The organism is Flavobacterium gilvum (assembly GCF_001761465.1).
Taxonomy (GTDB): domain Bacteria; phylum Bacteroidota; class Bacteroidia; order Flavobacteriales; family Flavobacteriaceae; genus Flavobacterium; species Flavobacterium gilvum.
Window position 1 is genome coordinate 583611 of the sequence record NZ_CP017479.1, and the last position, 24159, is coordinate 607769.

Consider the following 24159-nt stretch of genomic DNA (forward strand, 5'->3'; position numbering starts at 1 on the left):
GAGGGGTGCCCGAAGGGCGGGGTGTTTTTTCTAATCTATTTGCCACCCCACCCTTCGGGCACCCCTCCAGAGGAGGGGAATTAAGAGCCTATTTCAAAGCTGAAATGTTTATTATGAAAACAAATGACCTAGCCCTGATGGAAGCGAAAAGCCTTTTGAAGCGTACAGCAGGATTAAGCTCCTTATTAAACTATGGATTAGTCAATGTTGGCAACGTGGTAAATCCCATATTATATAATGTGAAAGCCTGTATGTCGCAGTTTTCCTGTATGGTGGCAGCCAATGATTTTCCTGCTCCGTGCCCGGCATTGATGTCAATTCTAATTAAAACCGGATTTGGTCCCGCTTGTTTTTCCTGTAACTCGGCGGCAAATTTGAAACTGTGCGCCGGAACTACCCTGTCGTCATGATCGCCGGTGGTGACCATAGTCGCAGGATATTTAGTGCCTGATTTTACATTGGCAACAGGCGAATAACCTTTGATGTATTCAAACATTTCCTTGCTGTCTGCCGAGGTTCCGTAATCGAAAGCCCAACCCGCTCCGGATGTAAAAGTATGGTAGCGCAACATGTCCATCACACCCACCGCCGGCAAGGCAACTTTCATCAAATCGGGGCGTTGTGTCATGGTTGCTCCCACCAATAATCCACCGTTTGAACCGCCACGAATCGCTAGAAAATCAGAAGATGTGTATTTTTTGGCAATTAAATATTCGGCGGCAGCTATGAAGTCATTAAAGACATTTTGTTTTTGCATTTTGGTTCCCGCATCGTGCCATTTTTTACCGTATTCTCCACCTCCGCGAAGGTTGGCTACAGCATAAATTCCGCCATTTTCCATCCAAACAGCATTCGAAACAGCAAAACTTGGCGTCAAGCTAATGTTGAATCCGCCGTATCCATAAAGTATTGTCGGGTTTTTTCCGTCGAGTTTTAATCCTTTTTTATGCGTGATTATCATTGGGATTTTTGTTCCGTCTTTGGAAGTATAAAATACTTGTGTAGAAACAAAATCCTCGCTTTTGAAATCTACTTTTGGTTTGGCATATACCGCCGATTTTCCGGACTTGGGTTCAAACGAATAAATAGTTCCCGGCGTAATGTAATTGGTAAACGAATAATAAAGTGTTTTTTCGGTTTTCTTGCTTCCAAATCCTGAAGCGGTTCCAAGTCCCGGCAACTGAATTTCACGTAGCAATTTACCTGAATAATCGTATTGTTTCACTATCGAAACGGCATCTTTCATATAATTGGCAAAGATGAATCCTGCACCGGTTGTAGGAGTCAAAACGTTTTCGGTTTCCGGAATGACATTTTTCCAGTTCTCCGGTTTTGGGTTACTGAAGTCCACACTCACAATGCGTTTGTTGGGCGCATTCAGGTCGGTTTCTATAAATAGTTTGCTTCCTTCGTTATCTAAGATATTGCTATCACTTTTGAAATTATCGACTATCGTCACAATTGGACTATTCGGCTTGGTTAAATCCTGAATGTACAATTCGTTTCCGTAAGTAGAATTGGCTGCGGTAATTACCAAATAACGGTTGTCTTCGGTTACGCTTCCACCCACATAGCGTCGTTTTTGGTCGGCACCAAAAATAACTTTGTCCTCTTTTTGAGGAGTTCCTAATTTATGGTAATATAATTTATGCTGATCTGTTTTGGCCGAAAGCTGACTTCCTTTTGGCTTGTCGTAACTAGAATAATAAAATCCTTCGTTTGCTTTCCAGGCAATGCTACTGAATTTAATATCAACCAGAGTATCTTCCAATTGCTTGAAACTGTTGACATCCATCAAAATCACTTTGCGCCAGTCACTTCCCCCTTCCGAAATGGAATAGGCAACTTTTGAACCGTCCTCAGAAAAATCTACACTACCCAAAGAAGTTGTTCCCAATTTTGAAAAGGTATTCGGATCCAGGAAAACTTCTTCCTTGCCTTTGGCATCTTTGCGATACAAAACCGACTGATTTTGCAATCCGTTGTTTTTATGGTAATAAATAAAATTACCTTCTTTGAATGGCGCACTTATTTTTTCGTAGTTCCAAAGTTTTTCGAGTCTTGATTTTAAGGCATTTCTAAAAGGAATTTGAGCCAAATAATCATACGTTACTTTGTTTTCTTCCTTTACCCAAGCAGCTGTTTCTTCCGATTTGTCGTCCTCAAGCCAACGATATGGGTCGCTTACTTTGGTATCAAAATAAACGTCAACGGTTTCGCCTTTTGCTGTTTTGGGATACTTTAATGGAGTTGCTTTTTGGCTTTGCCCCAAAGAAGCTATTGAAGTTGATACAGCCATCAGAATTAAGATTTTTTTCATTTTGATATTGATTTGAGTACTTCACAAAAATAGATAAGTTTTTCGTAAAATAAATCAAAAAGAAGATCCATAACAGAAATAAACTTAAGTTTATGGAGAATATTATGGCTTTATTGAAAATATCGTAAATATCAGTATTTAAAATCAATTAGGAAACCACCCTTTTTTTTCTGTACAAGACATAAAAAAACCCGCTGTATCCAGCAGGTTTTTATCGTGGAGAATACCGGATTCGAACCGGTCACCTCTTGCCTGCCAGGCAAGCGCTCTAGCCAAATGAGCTAATCCCCCAATATTATGGCGCAAATATAACATTTAATTATAGAAATATGCAAATTTCAAAAAGACTATTCTTTAAATCCCAAAAAATAACATTTTACTTCGGTTACTTTTTTAACTTTACGTCAAAATAAGCCTTATGCTGACTCCCGACAAAACAGGTTCTCTCTTGACAACCATTGAAGGCAAAATTGCCACAGTACAGTTTGGACATCCCGCTAGCAACTCATTTCCTAGAGTATTGCTGGATAGACTAACCAATGAACTTACCTTTTTGAGTGACAATCCGGATATTTCTATAATTGTTTTAAAAAGTGAAGGCAACGGAGCCTTTTGCGCTGGCGCTTCCTTTGACGAATTACTTGCGGTGAGCACACTCGATGAAGGCACTCGTTTTTTTTCCGGATTTGCCAATTTGATTAATTCGATGCGTTCTTGCAAAAAAATAATCATCGGACGCATTCAGGGAAAGGCCGTTGGCGGCGGTGTCGGAATTATTGCAGCTTGTGATTACGCAGTAGCCACTCAGGAAAGTGCTGTAAAATTATCCGAATTGGCTATTGGAATTGGCCCATTTGTCATTGAACCTGCTGTAAGTAGAAAAATCGGTAAAGTAGCAATGTCAGAAATGACCTTGGCCGCACACGAATGGAAAACCGCATCCTGGGCACACCAAAAAGGATTGTATGCCAAAATATTCGATACTCTGGAAGAACTAGATTTAGAAATAACAACTTTCTCCAAAAAACTAGCCAATTATAATCCCGATGCGCTTTATGAAATGAAAAAAGTTTTTTGGGAAGGAACAGCACATTGGGACAAATTATTAAAGGAAAGAGCAGCCATTTCGGGCAAACTCGTTCTGTCTGATTTTACAAAAAATGCCTTAATCAAATGATAATGACCTCTTTTATAGTACTTCTTCAAAAAACAAACATAGACGAAAAAATTAAAAATGCTCCTGATGAAGGCTACCAAATTGGTGTACTTATTGGTTCTTATCTGCCATTTATCATATTGGTTTTGTTGGCGTATTGGACCTACAATCGAGCTAAAAACAGAAAAGAGTAATCTTAAAAAAACTTCTCTTTTGAAAAAAATAATTCTTCTAGGTACCATTCTCTGCTTTTTTATTTCCTGTCAACAAAAGGAACAACCCAAAATTTCATTTTATTATTGGAAGACCATTTTCAGGCTTTCGCCAAAAGAAAAAAACACCCTGACTACAAACCAAGTCAAGAGAATTTACATCAGGTATTTTGATATTGATTTGAGTCCAACAAGCCAAAAACCGTTTCCTAGAACTCCAATCCGTTTTGAGGAAACAACTTCGGGTCTTGAAATTGTTCCGGTAGTGTACATTAAAAATAAAGTCATGCTGGACAAAAAATTGAATGTTTTGGATTTGGCACAAAAAACAAATAATTTCATTCAGCAAATCAACAACAAAAACAACATTTCTATTAATGAAATCCAAATCGATTGCGACTGGACGCTAGAAAGCAAAGACAATTATATACGATTTATCGAAGCCATAAAAAAGGTTTCCGACAAAAAACTATCAGCAACCATAAGGCTTCATCAGATAAAATATTTTAAAAAAACAAATATACCAAATGTAGATCGTGGTGTTTTGATGTATTATAATATGGGGAAAATTGCTACTGATTCCCTAAATTCGATATATGTTTACAATATTGCCAACCGTTATGTAGCAAGTCTGAAAAACTATCCGCTACCTCTTGATATTGCCTTACCTATTTATTCATGGGGAATTCATATTAGAGAAGGAAAAATAATAGGTCTTAGAAGTAAAATTAACATCTATAATTTAAGAAAAAACAGTAATTTTGTTCCTACAAAACCAAATTGGTTTACCGTTAAAAATTCCAGTTTTAACAACGGTATTTTTTATAAAAAAAACGATCAGATAAAAACAGAAAACATATCAAAAACCGATTTGCTCGAAATGGCAAATACTATTGATGAAAACTGTAGTCAAAATCCAAAAGAAATTATCTTTTATGATTTGGACGATTTTAATTTAAACAATTATGAAGAAGGCATTTTTAAAGAAATTATTGATTGCTTTTAGCTCCCTTGCCCTTTTAATTTACGGGACTATTTATGCCTGCGCAGATGGTGATTGGGGCTGGGCATTTGATTCCAACTTCGCACCCGAAACTTTTGTAGACAAATCGTATGCACCACTTTTCTTATCTTCAGATTTTTTCTACGGAATAGGTCATGATACCGAACATACCACAAGATTCAACTCCGAAAATATCAAAGACTGGTCCGATTATTTGGAAGGTAAAATCAAGGAGAAAGACCTTGCTTTCTTCCTAACCGATTCAAGCAGTGCCGATGTAGCAAATCTGGTTCTCCACTACAAAAACGGAAAATCAAATAAATTGGTTGAAAAATGGAACAAAAAAATTGAATTATCAGACAGCAAAATAAAAGATTTTGTACTGTTTTTGAACGATGCACAAATAATTGAAACTTATTCTACCCAAAAATTTGATTCTTGGTATTATGACGAAACCGTCAAACATGCAACCCTGTCTGATGACAATTGGATTAAATCAATGGAAAAAAAATACAATGACAACAAAGATCCTTTTCTGAAAAACAGGTATTGGTTCCTCGTTATCAAATCCAATTTTTATAGTAATAAACCCGAAAGAGCAATCACTTTCTTTAATCAAACACAAAAATCGGCGCCAAAAAACACCTTGTATTACAGAGCCTTGGCCTATATCGCAGGAATTGAATACAAACAAAAAAACTATGCCAAATCCAATTATCTCTACAGTCAGGTTTTTGATAAATGCCCAACAATGCGGGTAGTTTCGGCCTATTGTTTTCATCCGCAGGAACAAAAAGACTGGAAACAATCTCTGGCAATGGCAAAAAGCGATGATGAAAAAGCAGCGCTTTGGGCAATTCAAGGTTATTATAATGACGAAGAAAAAGCCATAGCCGAAATCTATAAACTGCAGCCCAAAAACCCACATCTTGACTATCTTTTGACCCGATTAATAAACAATCAGGAAAACAAAATAGACCGCGATTTTAAAGACAAAACCGTAGCCGAAAACAAAAAAAGAACCAAAGACAGTATTGCGAAATCAACCATTAATTTGGTTAGCAAAATTGCAGAATCGGACAAAACATTAAAACCCTATTTATGGAATGTGGCAGCCGGATACCTTGAAACCTTAAACGGAAATTTCAAACAAGCCGACAAAAATTTTGACAAAGCCGAAAGCAAAATACCACAAACTCCTTTGGCAATCAATCAGGTAAGATTGTTGCGATTTGTAAACAATCTTAGCAAAATTGACCAACTAACGCCGGAAAATGAAAAGACCATTTTGGTAGATTTATCTTGGCTCTATTTTGAATTACCAGGAAAAAACATTGAAAATTTCCGCTCTGAAAATGCTACTTCGTGGAGCAAAAGCTATTTGGCTGCACTGTATCGCAATCAAAAAAATACCATCATGGCAGAAATTTTCAACCATGATCCCGGTTTCTTTGACAATGAAAAACAGTTGTTCGATATGAAGGCTTTTTTGTCAAAAACAAACAAAACCAAAATGGAAGAAATTGGCTCGGCTACTTATGAAATAAAACTTCGCGACATCTATTATTTTCAAGGTGTTAAAGCCACTTTTGAAAACAAAATTCCCGAAGCCATTGCTTTTATGAATCAATCGGATAATATGCAAAAAACTGTTTTTTATGGAAATCCATTTTTAGGAAACATCAAAGACTGTCACGATTGCGATCATCAGGCAACTCAAAAAAAGAAAATCACGATTCTGGAATTCCTAACCACAATCCAAAAAATGCAAAATGATGTTGCCAAAAAAACTGATGTCTATAACAATAGTATTTTGCTCGGAAACGCTTTTTACAACATCACCCATTTTGGTAACGGAAGGATTTTCTACGAAAGTAAAATAGCCGGCTCAGGCTCAACTCCAGATTTTTTCAGAGACCCGATTCGCAATATGATTACCGATTGCACTTTGGCGAAAGCCTACTACCAAAAAGCATTTGCCGCTGCCAAAAACAATGAGCAAAAAGCCAAAGCCCAATACATGCTTTCCAAATGTGAGCGCAACGACTATTACAACAAAAAATACTATTCGCTCAATTTATCCACCTGGGACATTCAGGATGACAAAAATAATTTTGTTGCTTGGCAAGGTTTCAAAAATTTAAGGGCAAATTATTTCAAAACAAAATATTATAAGGAAGTCATCAACGAATGTGGGTATTTCAAAACCTACGTCAATAAATAATTTCTGAATTCATTTGGGCGTCCCCCCGTTGAGAAAAGTGGCCAACATACAGCACCGCTTATACGACCACTTTCCTCAACGGGGTCGGGCTGTCCGTGTTACTTCGGTAACTTACTTCCATCCCTCACGCGACATCAAGACCTTTAGTACAAAAAAAGATATTTTACATATTCACGAATGAGCCATCGCCATACAAACAATACTAATCTTGGCTCCGGGAATTTTCAACAAGGCTCTTGAACAGGCTTCGAGAGTTGCGCCGGTTGTTAGTACATCGTCTATCAAAAGGAAATGCTTATTGGTGTTTTCTGCTGTGAAAGCAACATCAAAAACTGTTTCAATTCCTTCTGTCCTCCCCAAAAGATTTTTCTTAGATTGCGTTTTAGAATATACTTTTCGAATTAGAATACTGTCATCAAACGGAATTTTAAAATTCTCGGACAAGGCTAGACCAAAATTCATAACTTGATTGTAACCTCTTTCTTTTAAACGTTTTTTATGCAATGGAACCGGAATAATCACATCTGCTTGTTTCACAACAGAACAATCTTTTAAATAATCGGCATACCATTCGCCCAAAAAACTTCCAATTTCTTCATGCCCTTTGTATTTTAGGCTGTGAATCATTTCCTGAACCATTCCCTTTTTATGGAAATACAATAAAGCCGAAACGTGCTCAACAGGAATTCGCCCATAAAATTTCTTGAATGCTTCATTCTCAGAGTCCAAATGATGATTTGTCAACGGCAATTCATGCCTACAAGCTGTACAAATTAAATATTCATTTGTACCTATAAATGATTTACAACCAGCACAAACCTTCGGGAAAAACAAATTAATCAGCGAATTAATCATAAAAAAATTGATTTATCCATAAAAATAAGAAAAGCACGACTTTAAACTTTATTTTTTTTCTTTTTTTTATTTCCCTTTTCATATTTTTGCACCACTATGGCAAAACAAGAAGATTTATTTAAGAATGTCGTTTCGCATGCAAAAGAATACGGATTTATTTTTCCGTCCAGCGAAGTGTACGATGGTTTAAGTGCGGTATATGATTACGCACAAAACGGAGTAGAATTAAAAAAGAACATACGCGAATATTGGTGGAAATCGATGGTTCAAATGAACGAAAACATCGTAGGTCTTGACGCGGCTATATTGATGCACCCAACTACTTGGAAAGCATCAGGTCACGTAGATGCCTTCAACGATCCATTGATTGACAATAAAGATTCAAAAAAACGCTACAGAGCAGACGTTTTGATTGAAGATTATGCTGAAAAGCTAAATCAAAAAGCGCAAAAAGAAATCGAGAAAGCGCGTACCCGTTTTGGTGATGCTTTTAACGAACAGGAATTTGTGACCACCAATGCAAGAGTGATGGAATACAAAGCCAAAGAAAGACAAATTCTGGAAAGAATGGGACGTTCTTTGGGTAACAATGACTTAGAAGATGTAAAAGCATTAATCGAAGAATTGGAAATTGCTTGTCCGGAATCTGGTTCAAGAAACTGGACAGACGTAAAACAATTCAACTTGATGTTTGGTACCAAATTGGGTGCTTCAGCAGAAAATGCAATGGATTTGTATTTGCGTCCAGAAACGGCTCAAGGTATTTTTGTGAACTTCCTGAATGTACAAAAATCGGGAAGAATGAAAGTTCCTTTTGGAATTGCGCAAACTGGAAAAGCGTTCAGAAATGAAATCGTTGCGAGACAATTTATCTTCCGTATGCGTGAATTCGAACAAATGGAAATGCAGTTTTTTGTACGCCCAGGCGAAGAAATGCAATGGTACGAACACTGGAAAACCACCCGTTTGAACTGGCATTTATCTCTTGGTTTAGGAAAAGAAAATTATCGTTTTCACGATCATGAAAAATTGGCTCATTATGCTAATGCTGCCGCCGATATCGAATTCAACTTCCCTTTTGGTTTCAAAGAATTGGAAGGAATCCACTCCAGAACAGACTTTGACTTAAAAGCACACGAACAATATTCTGGTAGAAAACTACAATATTTTGATCCTGAACTAAATGAAAATTATGTTCCGTATGTGGTAGAAACCTCAGTAGGATTGGACAGAATGTTCTTGGCAGTTTTTGCTACTTCATTAAAAGAAGAAACTTTGGAAGATGGCTCAACAAGAACAGTATTGAAATTACCAGCTGTTTTGGCGCCTACAAAAGCTGCCGTTTTACCTTTGGTTAAAAAAGACGGTTTACCAGAAATTTCAAGAAAAATCATCGAAGATTTAAAATGGGATTTCAATGTGGCTTATGACGAAAAAGATGCTGTAGGAAGACGTTACCGAAGACAAGATGCTTTGGGAACTCCATTCTGTATCACGGTTGACCACCAAACTATCGAAGATCAAACGGTAACCATCCGTCATAGAGATACGATGAAACAAGATCGAGTAAAAATCGCCGACTTGAAATCAATTATCGAAAACGAAGTTTCTATGAAAAACTGGTTGATGAAAATGTAATCACAACATCATAATACATTTGAAAGTGCTTCTCTTTGAGGAGCACTTTTTTTGTTAAAATAATTTATTTTCTAATAAAACAACCATTGTCTCTTTTTATTGATTCGGGCATATTTTAATGATACTCAAATAGTTTGTATTCTTTTTCCTTAATAAAAAAATGCAGTTCATCGTGTTTTTTTGCAGTTTGTCGCAATGTATTAACATTCATTTTATAGATATTAACAAATAAGTTTGAAAAAAATTGATTTATGTAATTTTATTTTGGAGATATAGCATCTTTTCCATTTTTAAAATTACAATTAGCTAATTATTTTCATTTGCCCTAATGAATTCTGATAATTCGCTAAAGCGATAATCTACCAAAAAAACAGTTCATAATGAACTAACCAAACAGGAAATCTATTAATGAATTATTCGTACATAATAATTGACGATGATCCAGAAAGTGTTTTGAAAACAAAAGCTATCGCTGACAGTTTTTCAGAGCTTCACTTTATAGGAACAGCCCATAATTATGCCGATGCACTTGACCTGATTTTAGAACATACACCTAAATTAATTTTTCTGGAAATAGATCCGGCCGACAAAAAAAGCGACCTTTCCTTAAACCTGATTAATGCATTATATAGGTATTTAGACCATATTCCGAAAATCATAATAACAACTTCCAAAAAAGATTTTGCTTTTGAAGCCATTCAGTACGAAGTGACTGATTATTTGATAAAACCATTAAAGAACATCGATTTCATAAAGCTGACATTAAAACTAAAAAAGAATCGTTGCGATGAAGAAATTGTTTTAATTCAATCCTCAAATACAGAAGAAAGCACTCCATTAACCAAAACTGTAGAAACCACAAACAAGAAAAAGAATCTGGTTTTGTGTATTAAATCGTATGGAGATCACCGTTATATTGATTCAAAAGACATCTGTTTTTTCCAGGCCGACAACAATTCTACCGATATTCATTTAAGCAACGGAGAAGTAATTACCGCTTTCAAAACCTTAAAACATTTTGAAGCCGTTCTTACAAATCCTTTTATTAGAATCCACAACAGCTACATCATCAATCGCAACCATATCTCTAGGATTCACACGGGTAATTCGCTGTGTTACATTAAGAATACCAGCATAAAACTCCCATTTTCAAAGTCTTACAAAAAAAATATAGATTTCATTATTAGCGATTTTTCCAATGATAATTACCTAGAAATCTAAAAACTAACCATTTACCATAATTTGACATTCATTCACTAACAAACGGGCACCAGTTACCACAAAAGCTTCTTCATGTAAGAAAAATTAAAGTTTGCTATGTAGTTTTACAAAAGAAATTCCTGCAAAATGGAACCAAAATTGCAAAAACTTATAACTATATAAAAAAACTAAAATCATGAAAAAAGCGACCCTAACTATCGGATTATTTAGCCTATTAATGGTATTAACTTCTTTTACTACACCAGAAACTACAACTGGAATAAAAGTAACTCAGAACAATATGTTAATTTCACCTATAGATGGAGCTGGAGGGCAATCAACAGGAGGAAATAGAAAAGTTGATGTTTATATTGATGGAGCTGGAGGACAATCAACCGGAGGAAACAGAAAAGTTGATGTATATATTGATGGAGCTGGAGGGCAATCAACAGGAGGAAACAGAAAAGTGGACTAAAAGCACTTATAAAAATAAACTAATATCAAGGTAGTCATTTATTTGACTACCTTTTTTTATATCAAAAGATTTAGTATTTTTGGTTGAAAACAAAACTACTATTGAAAATAAAATCCTTCATATTATCATTCTTTTTGATTTTTCTAATTGGTTGTACCAATAAAAAAAAATCAGAACAAAATACCATATCATCAGAAGACAGCCTGTCGAACTATCTATCATTAGCCAATGATATTCATTTATCCAAAAAAGAGAAACAAAAGTACAATCACAAAGCTTTTGAAATTATCATCAATCAAAAAGAGGATTCTTTAAATAGAGTTAACTTATTTAAAATTGCAAATCGATATTACAATATGAATGATTGGGAGGGCTATTTTAAAACTAGCAAACTGGTTTTGGAACGTGCCAAAAACAGTAATGATTCCGTCAGCATGGCCAAAGCCTATACTTATTTAGGTGATTATTATAGTATGAAATCTATTTCAGACAGTGCCTTTTACTGTTATTTTAAAGCTGAAAAACTGTATCTTGCTAAAAATGACAATTATAATCTTGCTAAGACACTTATTAGTAAAGCCAATCTGCAATACAATGAAAACAACTTCTTTAATAGTGAAATAGCTGTTTTCAAAGCACTACGAACTATAAAAGGAGAAAAAGCCAATGATTTACTTTATGATTCTTATAATCTTTTGGGCATTTTGTATAATGATTGGGAAGAATACAATAAAGCACTGGAATTCCATAACAAAGCATTAAAAAGCATAGACGATCAATCAATCCCAAAAGAATTTCAATCAAGAGCAACTTCTTTAAACAATATAGGCTATGTATATTTGAATTTAAAAGACTACAAACAAGCCAAAAACTATTTTGAAAAAGGGTTAAAACAAGAAAATCTATTTGTAGAGAAGCCCGCATTATACTCCATGTTGTTGGATAATTTTGCTTATGCAAAATTCAAACTTAATGAAACAGAGGGACTCCCTGATCAATTTTATAAAGCTTTAAAAATCCGGGATAGTTTAAAAGTTTCACTTGGAATAATTTTGAGTAAAACTCGATTATCAGAATATTTTGCTTCCCAAAAAGACACTTTGAAAGCTATCCAATATGCAAAACAAGCTCTCGTTTTATCTCATAAAACAAATCGATTAAGAAGCATTTTGGAACCTCTCAAACAAATGAAAGCTGTTGATCCAAAAAATGCTTCTGTTTATTCCAATGAATACATCCTTATCAATGACCGCCTGCAAAAAGCGGAACGAAAAATGGGAGAAAAATTTTCCCGAATAGAATATGAAACTGACGAAATAAAAGTAGAAAATTCAAATCTAGAAGGTCAAAACAAAAAGCTTTTATTGATTTTTGGAGCTTCTACAATCTTGGCAATTTTATTATACACCATCAAATTGCAAAAAGTTAAGCAACGCGAACTACTATTCAAACAACAGCAACAGCAGGCCAATGCCGAAATCTATAATCTATTGATTAATCAGCAAAACACTATAGAAATAAACAATATCGAAGAGAAAAAAAGAGTTGCAAGAGAGTTACATGATGGAGTTCTTGGCAGAATGTTTGGTATTCGTATCAATCTGGACAGTTTAAATAAAATCAATGACGAATCTGGTATTGAACGACGGCTTAATTATCTTACGGAGCTTAAAAACATCGAACAGGATATTCGTGAAATTTCTCATAACCTAAATCGTGAAAAATCAGAATTAATTAATAATTTCGTAGCAATTGTCACTAATCTGTTTGAGGAGCAGAAAAAAACCTATGCTACTAAATTTGTTGCCTATATTGATCCCTCAATAAAATGGGATATGATTGACAATACCGTGAAGATTAATCTGTACAGGATTCTTCAGGAGTCGCTTCAAAATTGCAATAAATACGCAAATGCAACAAAAATAAAAGTAGAATTCAAAAAACTAGATAATTTCAGTTTGCAATTAAGGATTAGTGATGATGGTAAAGGATTCAGTATTAGCAAAGCAAAAAAAGGCATTGGGCTCCAAAATATAAAAACAAGAACAATAGAATGCGAGGGAACGCTTGAACTAAAATCGAAAAAAGAAGAAGGAACTTCAATTGCAGTTACAATCCCGATTAAAAAAACACCAAAACCTACAGCATAATGACAGTTGATTCAAAAGTCGAAAATTTAATTAAAAAAAATATTTTAATAGTAGACGACCATCCTTTTATAATCGACGGGTATAAAAACGCCATTACACGTTACAAACCCGAAGTTTATGATTATTCATTTACACAAGGCAAAGACTGTGAGTCGGGCTATAATATTATTTCAAATCCCGAAACAAAGCCTTTTGACATAGCATTTTTAGATATCAGTATGCCGCCTTTTGAGGAAAAAGGAATTGTTTCTGGAGAAGATTTGGCAAAACTATTAATGGATTTGATGCCAAATTGCAAAATTATTCTGCTAACGATGTACACGGAATTACTCAAAATAAAAAGCATAATTGAAACCATAAACCCCGCTGGACTTGTTATAAAAAATGATCTGACTTTTGATGAATTGCTTTTTGGTTTTGATATTATATTAAGAGACGAAATCTATTACAGCCACTCCGTGATTAAGATGGACAAACAAATCAATAGTGATTGTGAAGAAATCGATCAATTCGACAAATTAATTTTATTCCATATTTCGAAAGGGACAAAAATCAAAGACATCCCACAATACGTTCCCATTTCATTGGACGCTATTGAAAGCAGAAAAGTAAATCTAAAAGAATTATTTAAAATCGAAGAAGGAAGTGATATCGATTTAATACGCGAGGCAAAACTTAAAGGAATTATTTTCTAACAAAAAACGACACCGTTTTCAGTGTCGCTTTTTAGTTTTATCAAAAGTTTATTACTCGCTTATTGCATCCCAGCCTCTCGCTTTCAAAGGAATTTTAGTATTAGCTCGGGTTACCAGATGTACTCCTTCGCTTTCCTGCGTCATATGACCGATAATGCTCAAATTTGGGTTTCCTTTTATTTTATCAAAATCTTCGATAGGTATTGTAAAGAGTAATTCATAATCTTCACCTCCATTAATAGCAACAGTAGTACTGTCAATATTAAATTCTTCACAAACATTAATTAACTGCGGATCCAAAGGCAATTTGTCCTCATATAAATTACAACCAATACCGGACTGCTTGCACAAATGCATAATTTCTGAAGATAAGCCATCGGAAATATCAATCATCGCCGTTGGTTTGATTTCCAAAGCGTGTAACAAAGTACGAATATCTGTTCGCGCCTCAGGTTTTAGTTGGCGCTCAATTAAATAAGCATACGCATCCAAATCAGGTTGTGAATTTGGATTCACCTGAAAAACCTGTTTTTCTCTTTCTAATACTTGCAAACCCATGTAAGCGGCTCCTATATCACCACTAACCACTAGCAAATCAGTACTTTTCGCCCCATTTCTATAAACAATTTCACTTTCATCAGCTTCGCCTAAAACCGTAACACTAATGATTAATCCTTTTTGAGAAGAAGTAGTGTCTCCACCAATTAAATCCACTTTATATTCTCGAGCTGCATGAGCAATTCCTTCGTACAATTCCTCCAATGCTTCCAATGGAAAACGATTCGATACCGCTATCGAAACTGTTATCTGAGTCGGTTTGGCATTCATTGCGCAAATATCAGACACATTGACTACTACAGCTTTGTAACCCAAATGCTTCAAAGGCACATAAGCCAAATCAAAATGAACACCTTCAATTAACAAATCGGTCGAAACTACCACTTTTTTATCTTTAAAATCCAAAATTGCGGCATCATCACCAATTCCCTTTAAGGTAGAAGCCTGTGTGATTTCGAAATTTTTTGTCAAATGGTCAATTAAACCAAATTCTCCTAATTGAGCTATACTGGTGCGTTGTGGGTTTTTATCTTCAATCATAGTTATTGCGAAGAACGGGGCATCTACCTCATCCTTTAATTAAATTAATTTTGAAGTGCAAAGATACAAAGTTGATTGGCTTAATATATTTAAAAGTACAGTGATTTTTTGGCAGTTATAATAATGGTTATCAATATTTTTCGCATCTTTAATATTCAATATCGATTACACAAAAAGGTATTGGACCAAATAAAACATATTAATTGTTTAAAACTCCAAAAAATGAACACATACGACATCATAACCCTGACTGTAAATCCGGCCTTGGACAAAAGCACCCACTTTAAAGGTTTGGTTGCCGAACAAAAAATACGTTGCTCCGAACCTAGATTTGATGCCGGAGGCGGCGGTATAAATGTTTCCAAAGCGATTTCCCGTTTGGGAGGTTCATCCTTGGCAGTCTTTACTTCGGGAGGTCCGTTGGGAAAAATGCTGGAAGAATTGGTTGCAAAAGAATCCATCGCTTATCAAGCCGTACCTGTTCAATCCTGGACTAGAGAAAGTTTTGTAGCCGTAGATGATAATACTAATTCACAATACCGTTTTGGTTTTACTGGAGGAGAAATAACAGATGAGGAAGAGCTAACCGTACTCGAGGCTATAGCCAACTTAAAGCCAAAATTCTTAGTGGGTAGCGGCAGTCTAAGCGAAGGCATTTCATCGGATTTTTATCAAAAAGTAGCCGAAATTGCAAAAAAATCCAATTCGAAATTAATAGTGGACACCTCGGGTGAAGCTTTGGAAAAAGTGCTGCAGACCGGTGCTTTCCTCATCAAGCCAAATGTGGGAGAACTAGCAAAACTAATAGGTGTTGAACGACTGGAAATGGAGGAAGTAAACGATGCCGCCAAACAGATTATTGCCAAAGGCGGAGCCGAAATTATTGTTGTATCACTTGGTCCTCAAGGAGCAGTTTTGGTTACCAAAGACAATTATGAATTTGTCCCAGCCCCAAATGTAGCCAAAAGAAGCACCGTTGGTGCCGGCGACAGCATGGTTGGCGGAATGGTTTGGGCGCTTTCGCAAAATAAAAGCCTGAAAGAAGTCATCCGTTGGGGCGTTGCCTGCGGTTCTGCCGCCACAATGAATGAAGGAACGCAATTGTTTAAAGGCAGCGATGCACAAAGGTTGTTCGATTGGCTGACGAATAAATAATCGTTAAAACACGTTACGACGTAGAGACGTTGCACTGCAACGTCTCTGCAACGTATAACGATGAAAATAAATCATAAAACAAAAAACCTGACAATTTTCATCATCAGGTTTTCTCTATGTTTTCCAATTCCCCCTTCGGGGGTTAGGGGGATTAATCATTCAATTTCAAAACAGCCATAAACGCCTCTTGCGGAATTTCAACGTTTCCTACCTGACGCATACGTTTTTTACCTTTTTTCTGTTTTTCCAATAATTTACGTTTACGGGAAATATCACCACCGTAACATTTGGCAGTAACGTCTTTACGCAAGGCTTTAACCGTTTCACGAGCAATAATTTTAGCCCCGATTGCTGCCTGAATCGGAATATCAAATTGTTGTCTCGGAATCAACTCACGCAATTTTTCAGTCATTTTTTTACCAATGTTATAAGCATTGTCTTCGTGAATCAAAGCCGAAAGAGCATCTACATTTTGACCATTCAATAAAACATCCAATTTTACCAATTTAGAAGTTCGCATTCCAATTGGTGAATAATCAAATGAAGCATATCCTTTAGAAACTGTTTTCAATCGATCGTAGAAATCAAATACGATTTCAGCCAATGGCATATCAAAATTCAATTCAACACGCTCCGTTGTCAAATACGTTTGGTTGGTAATCAGACCACGTTTTTCAATACACAAACTCATAACATTACCCACGAAATCCGCTTTGGTAATGATTGTTGCTTTAATATAAGGTTCTTCAACACGGTCTAATCTTGAAGGCTCCGGCAAATCCGAAGGATTATTTACAATCAAAATGGTTTCGGGGTCTTTTTTTGTAAAAGCGTGGTACGAAACGTTCGGAACCGTAGTAATTACAGTCATATCAAATTCACGCTCCAAACGCTCCTGGATAATCTCCATGTGCAACATTCCCAAGAATCCGCAACGGAAACCAAAACCTAAAGCCGCCGAACTCTCTGCTACAAAAACTAGCGAAGCATCATTCAACTGTAATTTTTCCATCGAAGAACGCAAATCTTCATAATCCTCAGTGTCAACTGGATAAATTCCGGCAAAAACCATCGGTTTTACATCCTCAAAACCAGTAATCATATTTGTCGTAGGCGTTTTGGCATCGGTAATCGTATCCCCTACTTTTACCTCTTTGGCTTCTTTAATTCCAGAAATCAAATACCCAACATCTCCAGTCGAAATCACATTTTTAGGAACCTGATTCAGTTTCAATGTCCCCACTTCATCGGCAAAATATTCATTGCCGGTTGCCATAAATTTAATTTTTTGACCTTTCTTGATTTCTCCGTTTACTACTCTAAAAATAACCTCAATTCCTCGGAACGGATTATAATGTGAGTCAAAAATCAATGCCTGCAAAGGCTCTTCTTTATCTCCTTTTGGAGCAGGAATTTTTTCAATAATTGCTGCCAAAATATTCTCCACACCAAAACCAGTCTTCCCCGAAGCATGAATAATATCTTCCAGTTTACATCCAAGTAAATCAATAATATCATCGCTCACTTCCTCTGGATTTGCGCTTGGCAAATCGACTTTGTTCAATACCGGAATAATCTCCAAGTCATTTTCCAAAGCCAAATATAAGTTAGAAATCGTTTGAGCCTGAATACTTTGCGCTGCATCCACAATCAAAAGCGCCCCTTCGCAAGCCGCAATCGAACGGGAAACCTCATACGAAAAATCTACGTGCCCCGGAGTATCAATCAGGTTCAGGATATAATCCTCGCCTTTGTATTTGTATTCCATCTGAATGGCATGACTCTTAATCGTAATCCCACGTTCGCGCTCCAAGTCCATGTTGTCCAGCAACTGCGCCTTTTCCTCACGAGCCGTCACCGTTTGAGTCGCCCCCAACAATCGATCTGCCAAAGTACTTTTTCCGTGGTCAATGTGTGCAATAATGCAAAAATTCCTAATATGTTTCATGTATAATGATGTCTAAACTTATATTTTTCCGAACAGCCACTGGCTGTTCTCCTCTTAATCTCAAATCTCACGCAAACGCCTTAGCGACAATTAATCTGCAAATATAGTCTAAATTAAACAGTTTCAAAGTTTCAAAATAGGAAACTCAAGCATTTGCCCAAAGTCTTCTCAAATTGTACTATTTATACCCGCCAATTGGCATTCATGACATTCAAAATCAAAGCATTAACAACCTATTATCATTAAGTTTTTTATCCTTTCGTTGAAAAAACGTAATTTTGCAAAAAATTTCAAGGAAAATGATCAAGATAGGCAACATAGAATTACCAGATTTCCCACTTTTACTTGCACCAATGGAGGACGTGAGCGATCCGCCATTTCGCAGATTATGTAAAATGCACGGAGCCGACTTGATGTATTCTGAATTTATTTCTTCCGAAGGATTAATTCGCGACGCCATCAAAAGCAGAATGAAATTAGATATTTTCGATTACGAACGTCCTGTAGGAATTCAAATTTTTGGCGGTGACGAAGAAGCGATGGCTTTGTCATCAAAAATCGTTTCAACCGTAAACCCTGATTTGATAGATATTAATTTTGGCTGTCCCGTAAAAAAAGTAGTTTGCAAAGGTGCCGGCGCCGGAGTTTTGAAAGATGTTGATTTAATGGTTCGGTTAACCAAAGCCGTTATCGACAGCACCCATTTACCTGTTACGGTAAAAACCCGTTTGGGTTGGGACGACTCTTCCATAAATATTGATGAAGTTGCCGAGCGTTTACAAGATATTGGCGTAGCCGCTCTAAGTATTCACGCCAGAACACGCGCCCAAATGTACAAAGGCCATTCTGATTGGTCGCATATTGCCCGCGTTAAAAACAATCCTAGAATCACGATGCCAATTTTTGGAAACGGAGATATCGATTCCCCCGAAAAAGCATTACATTATAAAAACGAATACGGCATCGACGGAATAATGATTGGTCGTGCCGCCATTGGTTATCCTTGGATTTTTAACGAAATCAAACATTTCTTTAAAACTGGTGAACACTTGGCAAAACCCACCGTCTCAGATAGAGTCGAAGCCGTGCGCAATCACCTCACTTGGGCAATGCAATGGAAAGGAGAACGCCTCGGAATAGTAGAAACACGTCCGCATTACACCAATTATTTCAAAGGAATTCATTCCTTCAAAACCTATAGACAGAAATTAGTAACTCTAGACAATCCTGAAGAATTATTCTCTCATTTGGACGAAATAAAAGAGGCTTATTTAGATTATGAGTTGGTGTAAAAATTTTTCACCGCAAATTCGCAAATTCAAGTCTTTAACAGTTCTTTTTTAAGATTCTAAATTTACTTCGTCCGTTCGCTGTCACTCGGGTGTGAAATTTCGCCCAAGGCGGAGTAAAATCATATCAGGCAGCTATTTTATTCGTGCATTCGTGGGAAAATTAACTCATGCGTTTACCCTGAATTGCCTATAAAATAATTTGCGAATTTGCGGTGAAACCTAATCCAACAATTTTTTACTCACTCGGCTGCTTGCAATAAGTGAAGAGATAAAACCAAGTGTCACAATGGTTGCCAGAACAATCAACACATTTTCCATTGTAAACACAACTGGATAAGCCAATGTCGGAGTTATCATTATCAGCTCATATTGTTGCTGCAAAAACACAAAAGCGGCGCCCAATAACAACCCAATAATTCCACCAAAAACACTCAACAATGTTCCTTGTAATAAAAATATTTTTCGCAAATCTTTTATACCAGTACCTAGATTAAAAAGCGTTTTAAGATTTCCTTTTTTGTCCAAAATCATCATGATAAGCGCACCAATCAAATTAAAAAGTGCCACCACAATCACCAACGTAAATATCAGATAAACGGCAATGTTTTCGGTATTCAGCATTTTGTACAAAGCCTCATTGAGTTGTTCCTTATTTTTTATGGTAATTTTATTTTTGAAAATCGTTTTCAGTTTCGAAATGATCGCACTTTCATCGGCACCATTCTTTAATTTAATTTCAATAGCCGAAACCTGATTGTCTTTATATTCCAATAATTCCTGAGCCAAACCCAAATCGGCAAACACATATTTGGAATCCAAATCTTCGCTTATGGCGTAAATTCCCACCGGAAAAACATCTGTCGAATTAAAAGCCTGTTCCGGATTTTCTATCGTTCCCTTCCCTGGTCTTGGAACAAAAACCTCAAAAGCATTTTTATAATCAAGCAATCCCATCGAAAATTTTTGGGCAATACCATAACCCACCACAACCTGGAAAGTATTAGGTTTGAGCCATTCTCCATTATATATTTTTTTGTCAAAATGGCTAACGGCCGTATAAGTAGAATCAACCCCTTTTAGATAAGTCACTTCCTGTTTTCCAGCAAAAGTAAACAGCACCCGCTCTTCAACCACCTTAGAATACGAAGCTATACCTTCAATTCCTTCAATCTCTTTTTCCTGTTTTGGTACAACAAAAAAAGATTTTCCAAGTGTAGCACTTACTTTAAGATCGGGATCAATATCATTGGTAAATGAAAGACTAAACTCCTTCAAACCCGAAAAAACGGAGAGCACGACAAATAACGCCATCGCCCCCACAATAACCCCCATACTGGCAATACGGTTAATAATATTGATAGCATTGTTTTTACTTTTGCTAAAAATATAACGCTTGGCTATGTAAAGTGGGAAATTCAAATTTTATTGAAATCTACGTTTTTCCAACAAATCTCTATTCTCTATAGGATTATCTTGATTTTTCAAAGCATTGTCAATCTTCTCGATATAATCCAACGAATCATCTATAAAGAAAACCAAATTAGGCACTTTGCGCAATTGCAAACGTACTCTTTGTGACAAATCATGCTTAATCAAATTTGAATTGGCTTTAATTCCCTCCAGTGTTTCCTTCGCTTTCTCCTGAGGAAAAATACTCAAATACACCGTCGCCACAGACAAATCCGTAGTAACCGAAACCTTGGATACCGAAATTATCAAATTCGTAATTCCGTTTTTTCTCACTTCACCTTGCAAAATGTCAACCAAATCTTTTTGGAGCACTCCGCCTATTTTTTTCTGTCTATTTGTTTCCATAGTGCAAAAATACTATTTTTTTGAGAGACCAACTCACAAAGTCAGAAACTCCTAAAGTTTTTTATATTTGTTTTATGAATAAGGAGCGAAAGATTAGTCATTTTCAGTTGGCATAGTTCCTGCTGTTCGCTACAACCCTTTTCCTCCGAACCCCGGAGGACAAGGATTTTCACTACCATCAGGGCTAAAGGAGAAACAATTGTCTTTTTTGGAAACAATCAAAAAAATAACACAGCATGAAAAAAATAGAACACATTGGCATCGCCGTCAAAAACCTTGAAGAATCCAATCTGCTGTTTCAGAAACTCTTTGGCGCACCGGCCTACAAACAGGAAGAAGTAACCAGCGAAGGCGTAAAAACATCCTTCTTCATGAACGGCCCCAACAAAATAGAACTCCTCGAAGCCACCAATCCCGAAAGCCCCATTGCCAAGTTCATCGAGAAAAAAGGAGAAGGCATCCACCACATCGCTTTCGATGTAGAAGACATCCTTTCTGAAATCGAACGCCTCAAATCTGAAGGTTTTATCATCCTGAACGATACCCCAAAAAAGGGAGCCGACAATAAACTAGTTGCTTTTTTACACCCAAAAGGCACCAATGGCGTACTGATCGAACTCTGTCAGGAAATAAAATAAATTTTAGTCAATTCATAATCAGTCTTTTTCAGAACGGATTTTCCTTACCCAAAAAACAATCCCAAAATCTACATTAAAATACTTGTGACAATAAAAAAAATGTAGTAATATTGCAAACTCTTAACCGGTCCTATAGCTCAGCTGGTTAGAGCACCTGACTCATAATCAGGTGGTCCCTGGTTCGAGCCCAGGTGGGACCACAGAAACAAACGCTTTAACGAGTTGCAAAACAACAAGTTAGAGCGTTTTTCTTTTGTAAGGTGTAAAACAAAGTGTAAAACAATCTCGGCTTTATTTTTTTCTGAAAAGCATAAAACGGTATATACAAATATATACAAAAGTTTTTTTTTAATACTTGTGTTATAAAATAGTTGCGTAAACGAAAATCTATTGTATCTTTGCACGCGCAATAAAACAGGGTTTGGTAGTTCAGTTGGTTAGAATACATGCCTGTCACGCATGGGGTCGCGGGTTCGAGTCCCGTCCAGACCGCAAATATTGTTAAAAGCCTTTCTTAACGGAAAGGCTTTTTTTATGAATATACAAATTATAAATTCGGCAATGTTTTACGTTTATATCATTTATTCTAAAGATTTTAATGTCTATTACAAAGGCTTCACCGAAAATGTTGCTCAAAGATTGCAGTATCTTAATGATAATAGAAGTCGTTATACATCAAACAAAGGGATTTGGGAATTAGTATATTCAAAATCATTTGAAACAAAGAGAGAAGCTTTAGTTGAAGAGTTACGATTAAAAAAGTTAAATAGAAAATCTATTGAAATATTGATTCAAAATCGATAATATTTTTTGATATAAAGTTGGTCAGAATACATGCCTGTCATCTCGTCTTTGGGACGAGACAGGTTCGAGTCCTCTCGTTCCAAAAACGAGACAAATATTGTTTAAAGCCTTTCTTAACGGGAAGGCTTTTTTTTATTCTGTAAATATTTATGCAGAGGTGAAAATATATGATATTCCGTAGAGATACACTGCGGTGCATCTCTACTACTAAACGCAAAAGGCAAATGCGACCAACCCTAAAACAAACCAATCCTATTCTGCCATACAATCCAGAGAAATAATCCCAGATACATCATACACACGACAAATTTCATAAAAGAAGAAGCCAGGAATCCTAACAAAGAACCGGTAGCAGCTTTCAAAGCGCGTTGATGATCTTTGTAATCGTAAATAAGTTCGCCGACAAAGGCACCGACAAACGGCCCGATAATAAATCCTAACGGAATCGGCGCAAAAATCCCAACAATCAAACCGATATTCGTTCCCCAGATGCCATAGGAACTTCCACCAAATTTTTTAGTCCCTTTTGCGGGAATAATATAATCCAAAACCGTAAGTCCAACAGTAATCAGTAAAGAAATTCCCAAAATCCAGTAATTGGTAGGAACAGCATTGGTCAAATACAACAAAACAATTCCGACCCAACTGATGCTTGGCCCCGGTAAAACAGGCAGAAAACTCCCAAAAATACCCACGATAACACAGACAAAACCTAAAACCAGAAGCAGGAAATCCATAAAAATATTTTTAGTAATTTTGAAACCGAAAATGCATTTTCAATTCCTATACGAATATGGGAAAAATATTTGTATTTTTATAACATAGTAGTCCCATTCAAAAAGCAAACATTGAAGCAGTATTCCCTTTTTTTAGCCTTTATACTTTTTAATTCCTGTCAGTATTTTGACAAGCAGGTTCCTTCCGAAAAGGAATTACTGCAAAAGGAATTGAAGTCCATCAATTGGAAAGAGGTAGACGAGTACCCATCCGTGGTAGATTGCGATAAAATAGAGGACAAAAAACAACGCCAACAATGCTTCTTTGAAGTGCTAACACAGTTAATTCAGGAAAAATTATGCACAGACACATTGGCAATGTTGTATCCGGAGCTTGACACCATCGAAGTGAAAGTAACTGTTTTCCCAAATGCAACCATGAAATTTGAACCGCAATTCCGTAAAGATTCCGTTGCTTACGATACCGTAAAAATCGACAGCATTCTAAGAGCTCGTTTGGTGGATTTCCCAAAAATTAATCCCGCAATCAAGCGAGGAATACCTGTAAAGACCCAGTTTATACTTCCTGTTATTTTAAAAGTGGAATAGTTTTTCTGGAGCTATTTCCGGCTATTCGTTGCAATCTTTATGTTTTTAAAGAAAAAACATAAAGGATTTCCACTGCTATCCGGGCTAGGGCATCGGATTTCAAAAGGGCATTTTGTATTTAAAAGCTACTAAAAATCTAAATTCTGCAATCAACAA

General features: G+C 36.2%; 21 protein-coding genes and 3 tRNA genes. 16 read left to right on the top strand and 8 right to left on the bottom strand.

Annotated elements, in window-relative coordinates; genetic code table 11:
- Positions 1-190: 190 nt before the first annotated feature.
- Together EM308_RS02485 and EM308_RS02490 are read right to left on the bottom strand one after the other, a co-directional pair.
- Entirely contained in the window at positions 191-2320 is a 2130-nt protein-coding gene (locus EM308_RS02485; protein WP_035639121.1) for a prolyl oligopeptidase family serine peptidase, read from the bottom strand.
- 217 nt (positions 2321-2537) lie between these two features.
- Positions 2538-2611, bottom strand: a tRNA-Ala gene (locus tag EM308_RS02490).
- A 127-nt stretch (positions 2612-2738) separates the two neighbouring features.
- On the opposite strand from EM308_RS02490, the gene EM308_RS02495 reads away from it, so the two are divergent.
- Genes EM308_RS02495 through EM308_RS02505 form a run of 4 tightly spaced genes read left to right on the top strand, consistent with a single transcriptional unit; the run spans position 2739 to position 6915 of the window.
- Positions 2739-3497, top strand: a complete 759-nt coding sequence (locus EM308_RS02495) for an enoyl-CoA hydratase/isomerase family protein (RefSeq protein WP_035639118.1) — start codon at positions 2739-2741, stop codon at positions 3495-3497.
- A 2-nt stretch (positions 3498-3499) separates the two neighbouring features.
- Entirely contained in the window at positions 3500-3670 is a 171-nt protein-coding gene (locus EM308_RS18150; protein WP_197056144.1) for a hypothetical protein, read from the top strand.
- A 19-nt stretch (positions 3671-3689) separates the two neighbouring features.
- On the top strand, positions 3690-4694 hold the full coding sequence (locus EM308_RS02500; RefSeq protein ID WP_035639115.1) for a hypothetical protein: 1005 nt from the start codon (positions 3690-3692) through the stop codon (positions 4692-4694).
- Complete coding sequence (locus tag EM308_RS02505; protein ID WP_035639112.1) at positions 4654-6915, top strand: hypothetical protein; 2262 nt, start codon at positions 4654-4656, stop codon at positions 6913-6915. Before EM308_RS02500 ends, EM308_RS02505 begins: the two co-directional genes overlap by 41 nt.
- Before the next feature lie 171 nt (positions 6916-7086).
- Here EM308_RS02505 and EM308_RS02510 read toward each other — a convergent pair whose 3' ends face one another.
- Entirely contained in the window at positions 7087-7770 is a 684-nt protein-coding gene (locus EM308_RS02510; protein ID WP_035639110.1) for a ComF family protein, read from the bottom strand.
- Between the two features lie 96 nt (positions 7771-7866).
- Between EM308_RS02510 and EM308_RS02515 the strand changes: the two genes are divergently transcribed.
- The 5 genes from EM308_RS02515 (at position 7867) to EM308_RS02535 (ending at position 13928) form a co-directional block, all read left to right on the top strand.
- The gene (locus EM308_RS02515; protein ID WP_035639108.1) at positions 7867-9408 is read left to right on the top strand and encodes a glycine--tRNA ligase; all 1542 of its coding nucleotides are present in this window, start codon (positions 7867-7869) and stop codon (positions 9406-9408) included.
- A 408-nt stretch (positions 9409-9816) separates the two neighbouring features.
- Entirely contained in the window at positions 9817-10629 is an 813-nt protein-coding gene (locus tag EM308_RS02520) for a LytR/AlgR family response regulator transcription factor (RefSeq protein ID WP_035639106.1), read from the top strand.
- A 175-nt stretch (positions 10630-10804) separates the two neighbouring features.
- Positions 10805-11083 (top strand): hypothetical protein, encoded by a 279-nt coding sequence (locus tag EM308_RS02525; protein ID WP_051877853.1) that lies wholly within the window; start codon positions 10805-10807, stop codon positions 11081-11083.
- Between the two features lie 101 nt (positions 11084-11184).
- Positions 11185-13233, top strand: coding sequence for a tetratricopeptide repeat-containing sensor histidine kinase (locus EM308_RS02530; RefSeq protein ID WP_035639166.1), 2049 nt, complete (start codon positions 11185-11187; stop codon positions 13231-13233).
- Positions 13233-13928 carry a response regulator gene (locus EM308_RS02535; protein WP_035639104.1) on the top strand — a complete coding sequence of 232 codons (696 nt, stop codon included), beginning with the start codon at positions 13233-13235 and terminating at the stop codon, positions 13926-13928. The genes EM308_RS02530 and EM308_RS02535 overlap by 1 nt, the downstream gene beginning before the upstream one ends.
- Before the next feature lie 51 nt (positions 13929-13979).
- Here the strand turns inward: EM308_RS02535 and thiL are convergent, their stop codons facing one another.
- The gene (thiL, locus tag EM308_RS02540) at positions 13980-15026 is read right to left on the bottom strand and encodes a thiamine-phosphate kinase (RefSeq protein ID WP_035639101.1); all 1047 of its coding nucleotides are present in this window, start codon (positions 15024-15026) and stop codon (positions 13980-13982) included.
- A 222-nt stretch (positions 15027-15248) separates the two neighbouring features.
- Here thiL and EM308_RS02545 point away from each other — a divergent pair, with 222 nt between their 5' ends.
- Complete coding sequence (locus tag EM308_RS02545; RefSeq protein WP_035639163.1) at positions 15249-16181, top strand: 1-phosphofructokinase family hexose kinase; 933 nt, start codon at positions 15249-15251, stop codon at positions 16179-16181.
- Positions 16182-16332: 151 nt separating this feature from the next.
- On the opposite strand, the gene lepA is transcribed toward EM308_RS02545, so the two are convergent.
- Entirely contained in the window at positions 16333-18129 is a 1797-nt protein-coding gene (gene lepA, locus EM308_RS02550; RefSeq protein ID WP_035639098.1) for a translation elongation factor 4, read from the bottom strand.
- A gap of 299 nt (positions 18130-18428) precedes the next feature.
- Between lepA and dusB the strand changes: the two genes are divergently transcribed.
- Positions 18429-19421: a tRNA dihydrouridine synthase DusB gene (gene dusB / locus EM308_RS02555; protein WP_035639095.1), complete on the top strand. Its 993-nt coding sequence runs from the start codon at positions 18429-18431 to the stop codon at positions 19419-19421.
- A 219-nt stretch (positions 19422-19640) separates the two neighbouring features.
- Here dusB and EM308_RS02560 read toward each other — a convergent pair whose 3' ends face one another.
- Together EM308_RS02560 and rbfA are read right to left on the bottom strand one after the other, a co-directional pair.
- Complete coding sequence (locus tag EM308_RS02560) at positions 19641-20840, bottom strand: ABC transporter permease (protein ID WP_035639093.1); 1200 nt, start codon at positions 20838-20840, stop codon at positions 19641-19643.
- Between the two features lie 3 nt (positions 20841-20843).
- Positions 20844-21236, bottom strand: coding sequence for a 30S ribosome-binding factor RbfA (gene rbfA, locus EM308_RS02565; protein ID WP_035639091.1), 393 nt, complete (start codon positions 21234-21236; stop codon positions 20844-20846).
- 236 nt (positions 21237-21472) lie between these two features.
- Between rbfA and mce the strand changes: the two genes are divergently transcribed.
- From mce to EM308_RS02585, 4 genes are all read left to right on the top strand, one after another.
- Positions 21473-21874, top strand: a complete 402-nt coding sequence (mce, locus tag EM308_RS02570; protein ID WP_035639088.1) for a methylmalonyl-CoA epimerase — start codon at positions 21473-21475, stop codon at positions 21872-21874.
- A gap of 126 nt (positions 21875-22000) precedes the next feature.
- Positions 22001-22074, top strand: a tRNA-Ile gene (locus EM308_RS02575).
- Between the two features lie 218 nt (positions 22075-22292).
- Positions 22293-22366: transfer RNA gene (locus EM308_RS02580), tRNA-Asp, on the top strand.
- Positions 22367-22408: 42 nt separating this feature from the next.
- Positions 22409-22678, top strand: coding sequence for a GIY-YIG nuclease family protein (locus EM308_RS02585; protein ID WP_197056143.1), 270 nt, complete (start codon positions 22409-22411; stop codon positions 22676-22678).
- A 236-nt stretch (positions 22679-22914) separates the two neighbouring features.
- Here the strand turns inward: EM308_RS02585 and EM308_RS02590 are convergent, their stop codons facing one another.
- Complete coding sequence (locus tag EM308_RS02590; protein ID WP_035639085.1) at positions 22915-23415, bottom strand: DUF456 domain-containing protein; 501 nt, start codon at positions 23413-23415, stop codon at positions 22915-22917.
- Between the two features lie 111 nt (positions 23416-23526).
- Here EM308_RS02590 and EM308_RS02595 point away from each other — a divergent pair, with 111 nt between their 5' ends.
- Positions 23527-24003 carry a hypothetical protein gene (locus EM308_RS02595; RefSeq protein ID WP_035639158.1) on the top strand — a complete coding sequence of 159 codons (477 nt, stop codon included), beginning with the start codon at positions 23527-23529 and terminating at the stop codon, positions 24001-24003.
- Positions 24004-24159 lie beyond the last annotated feature (156 nt).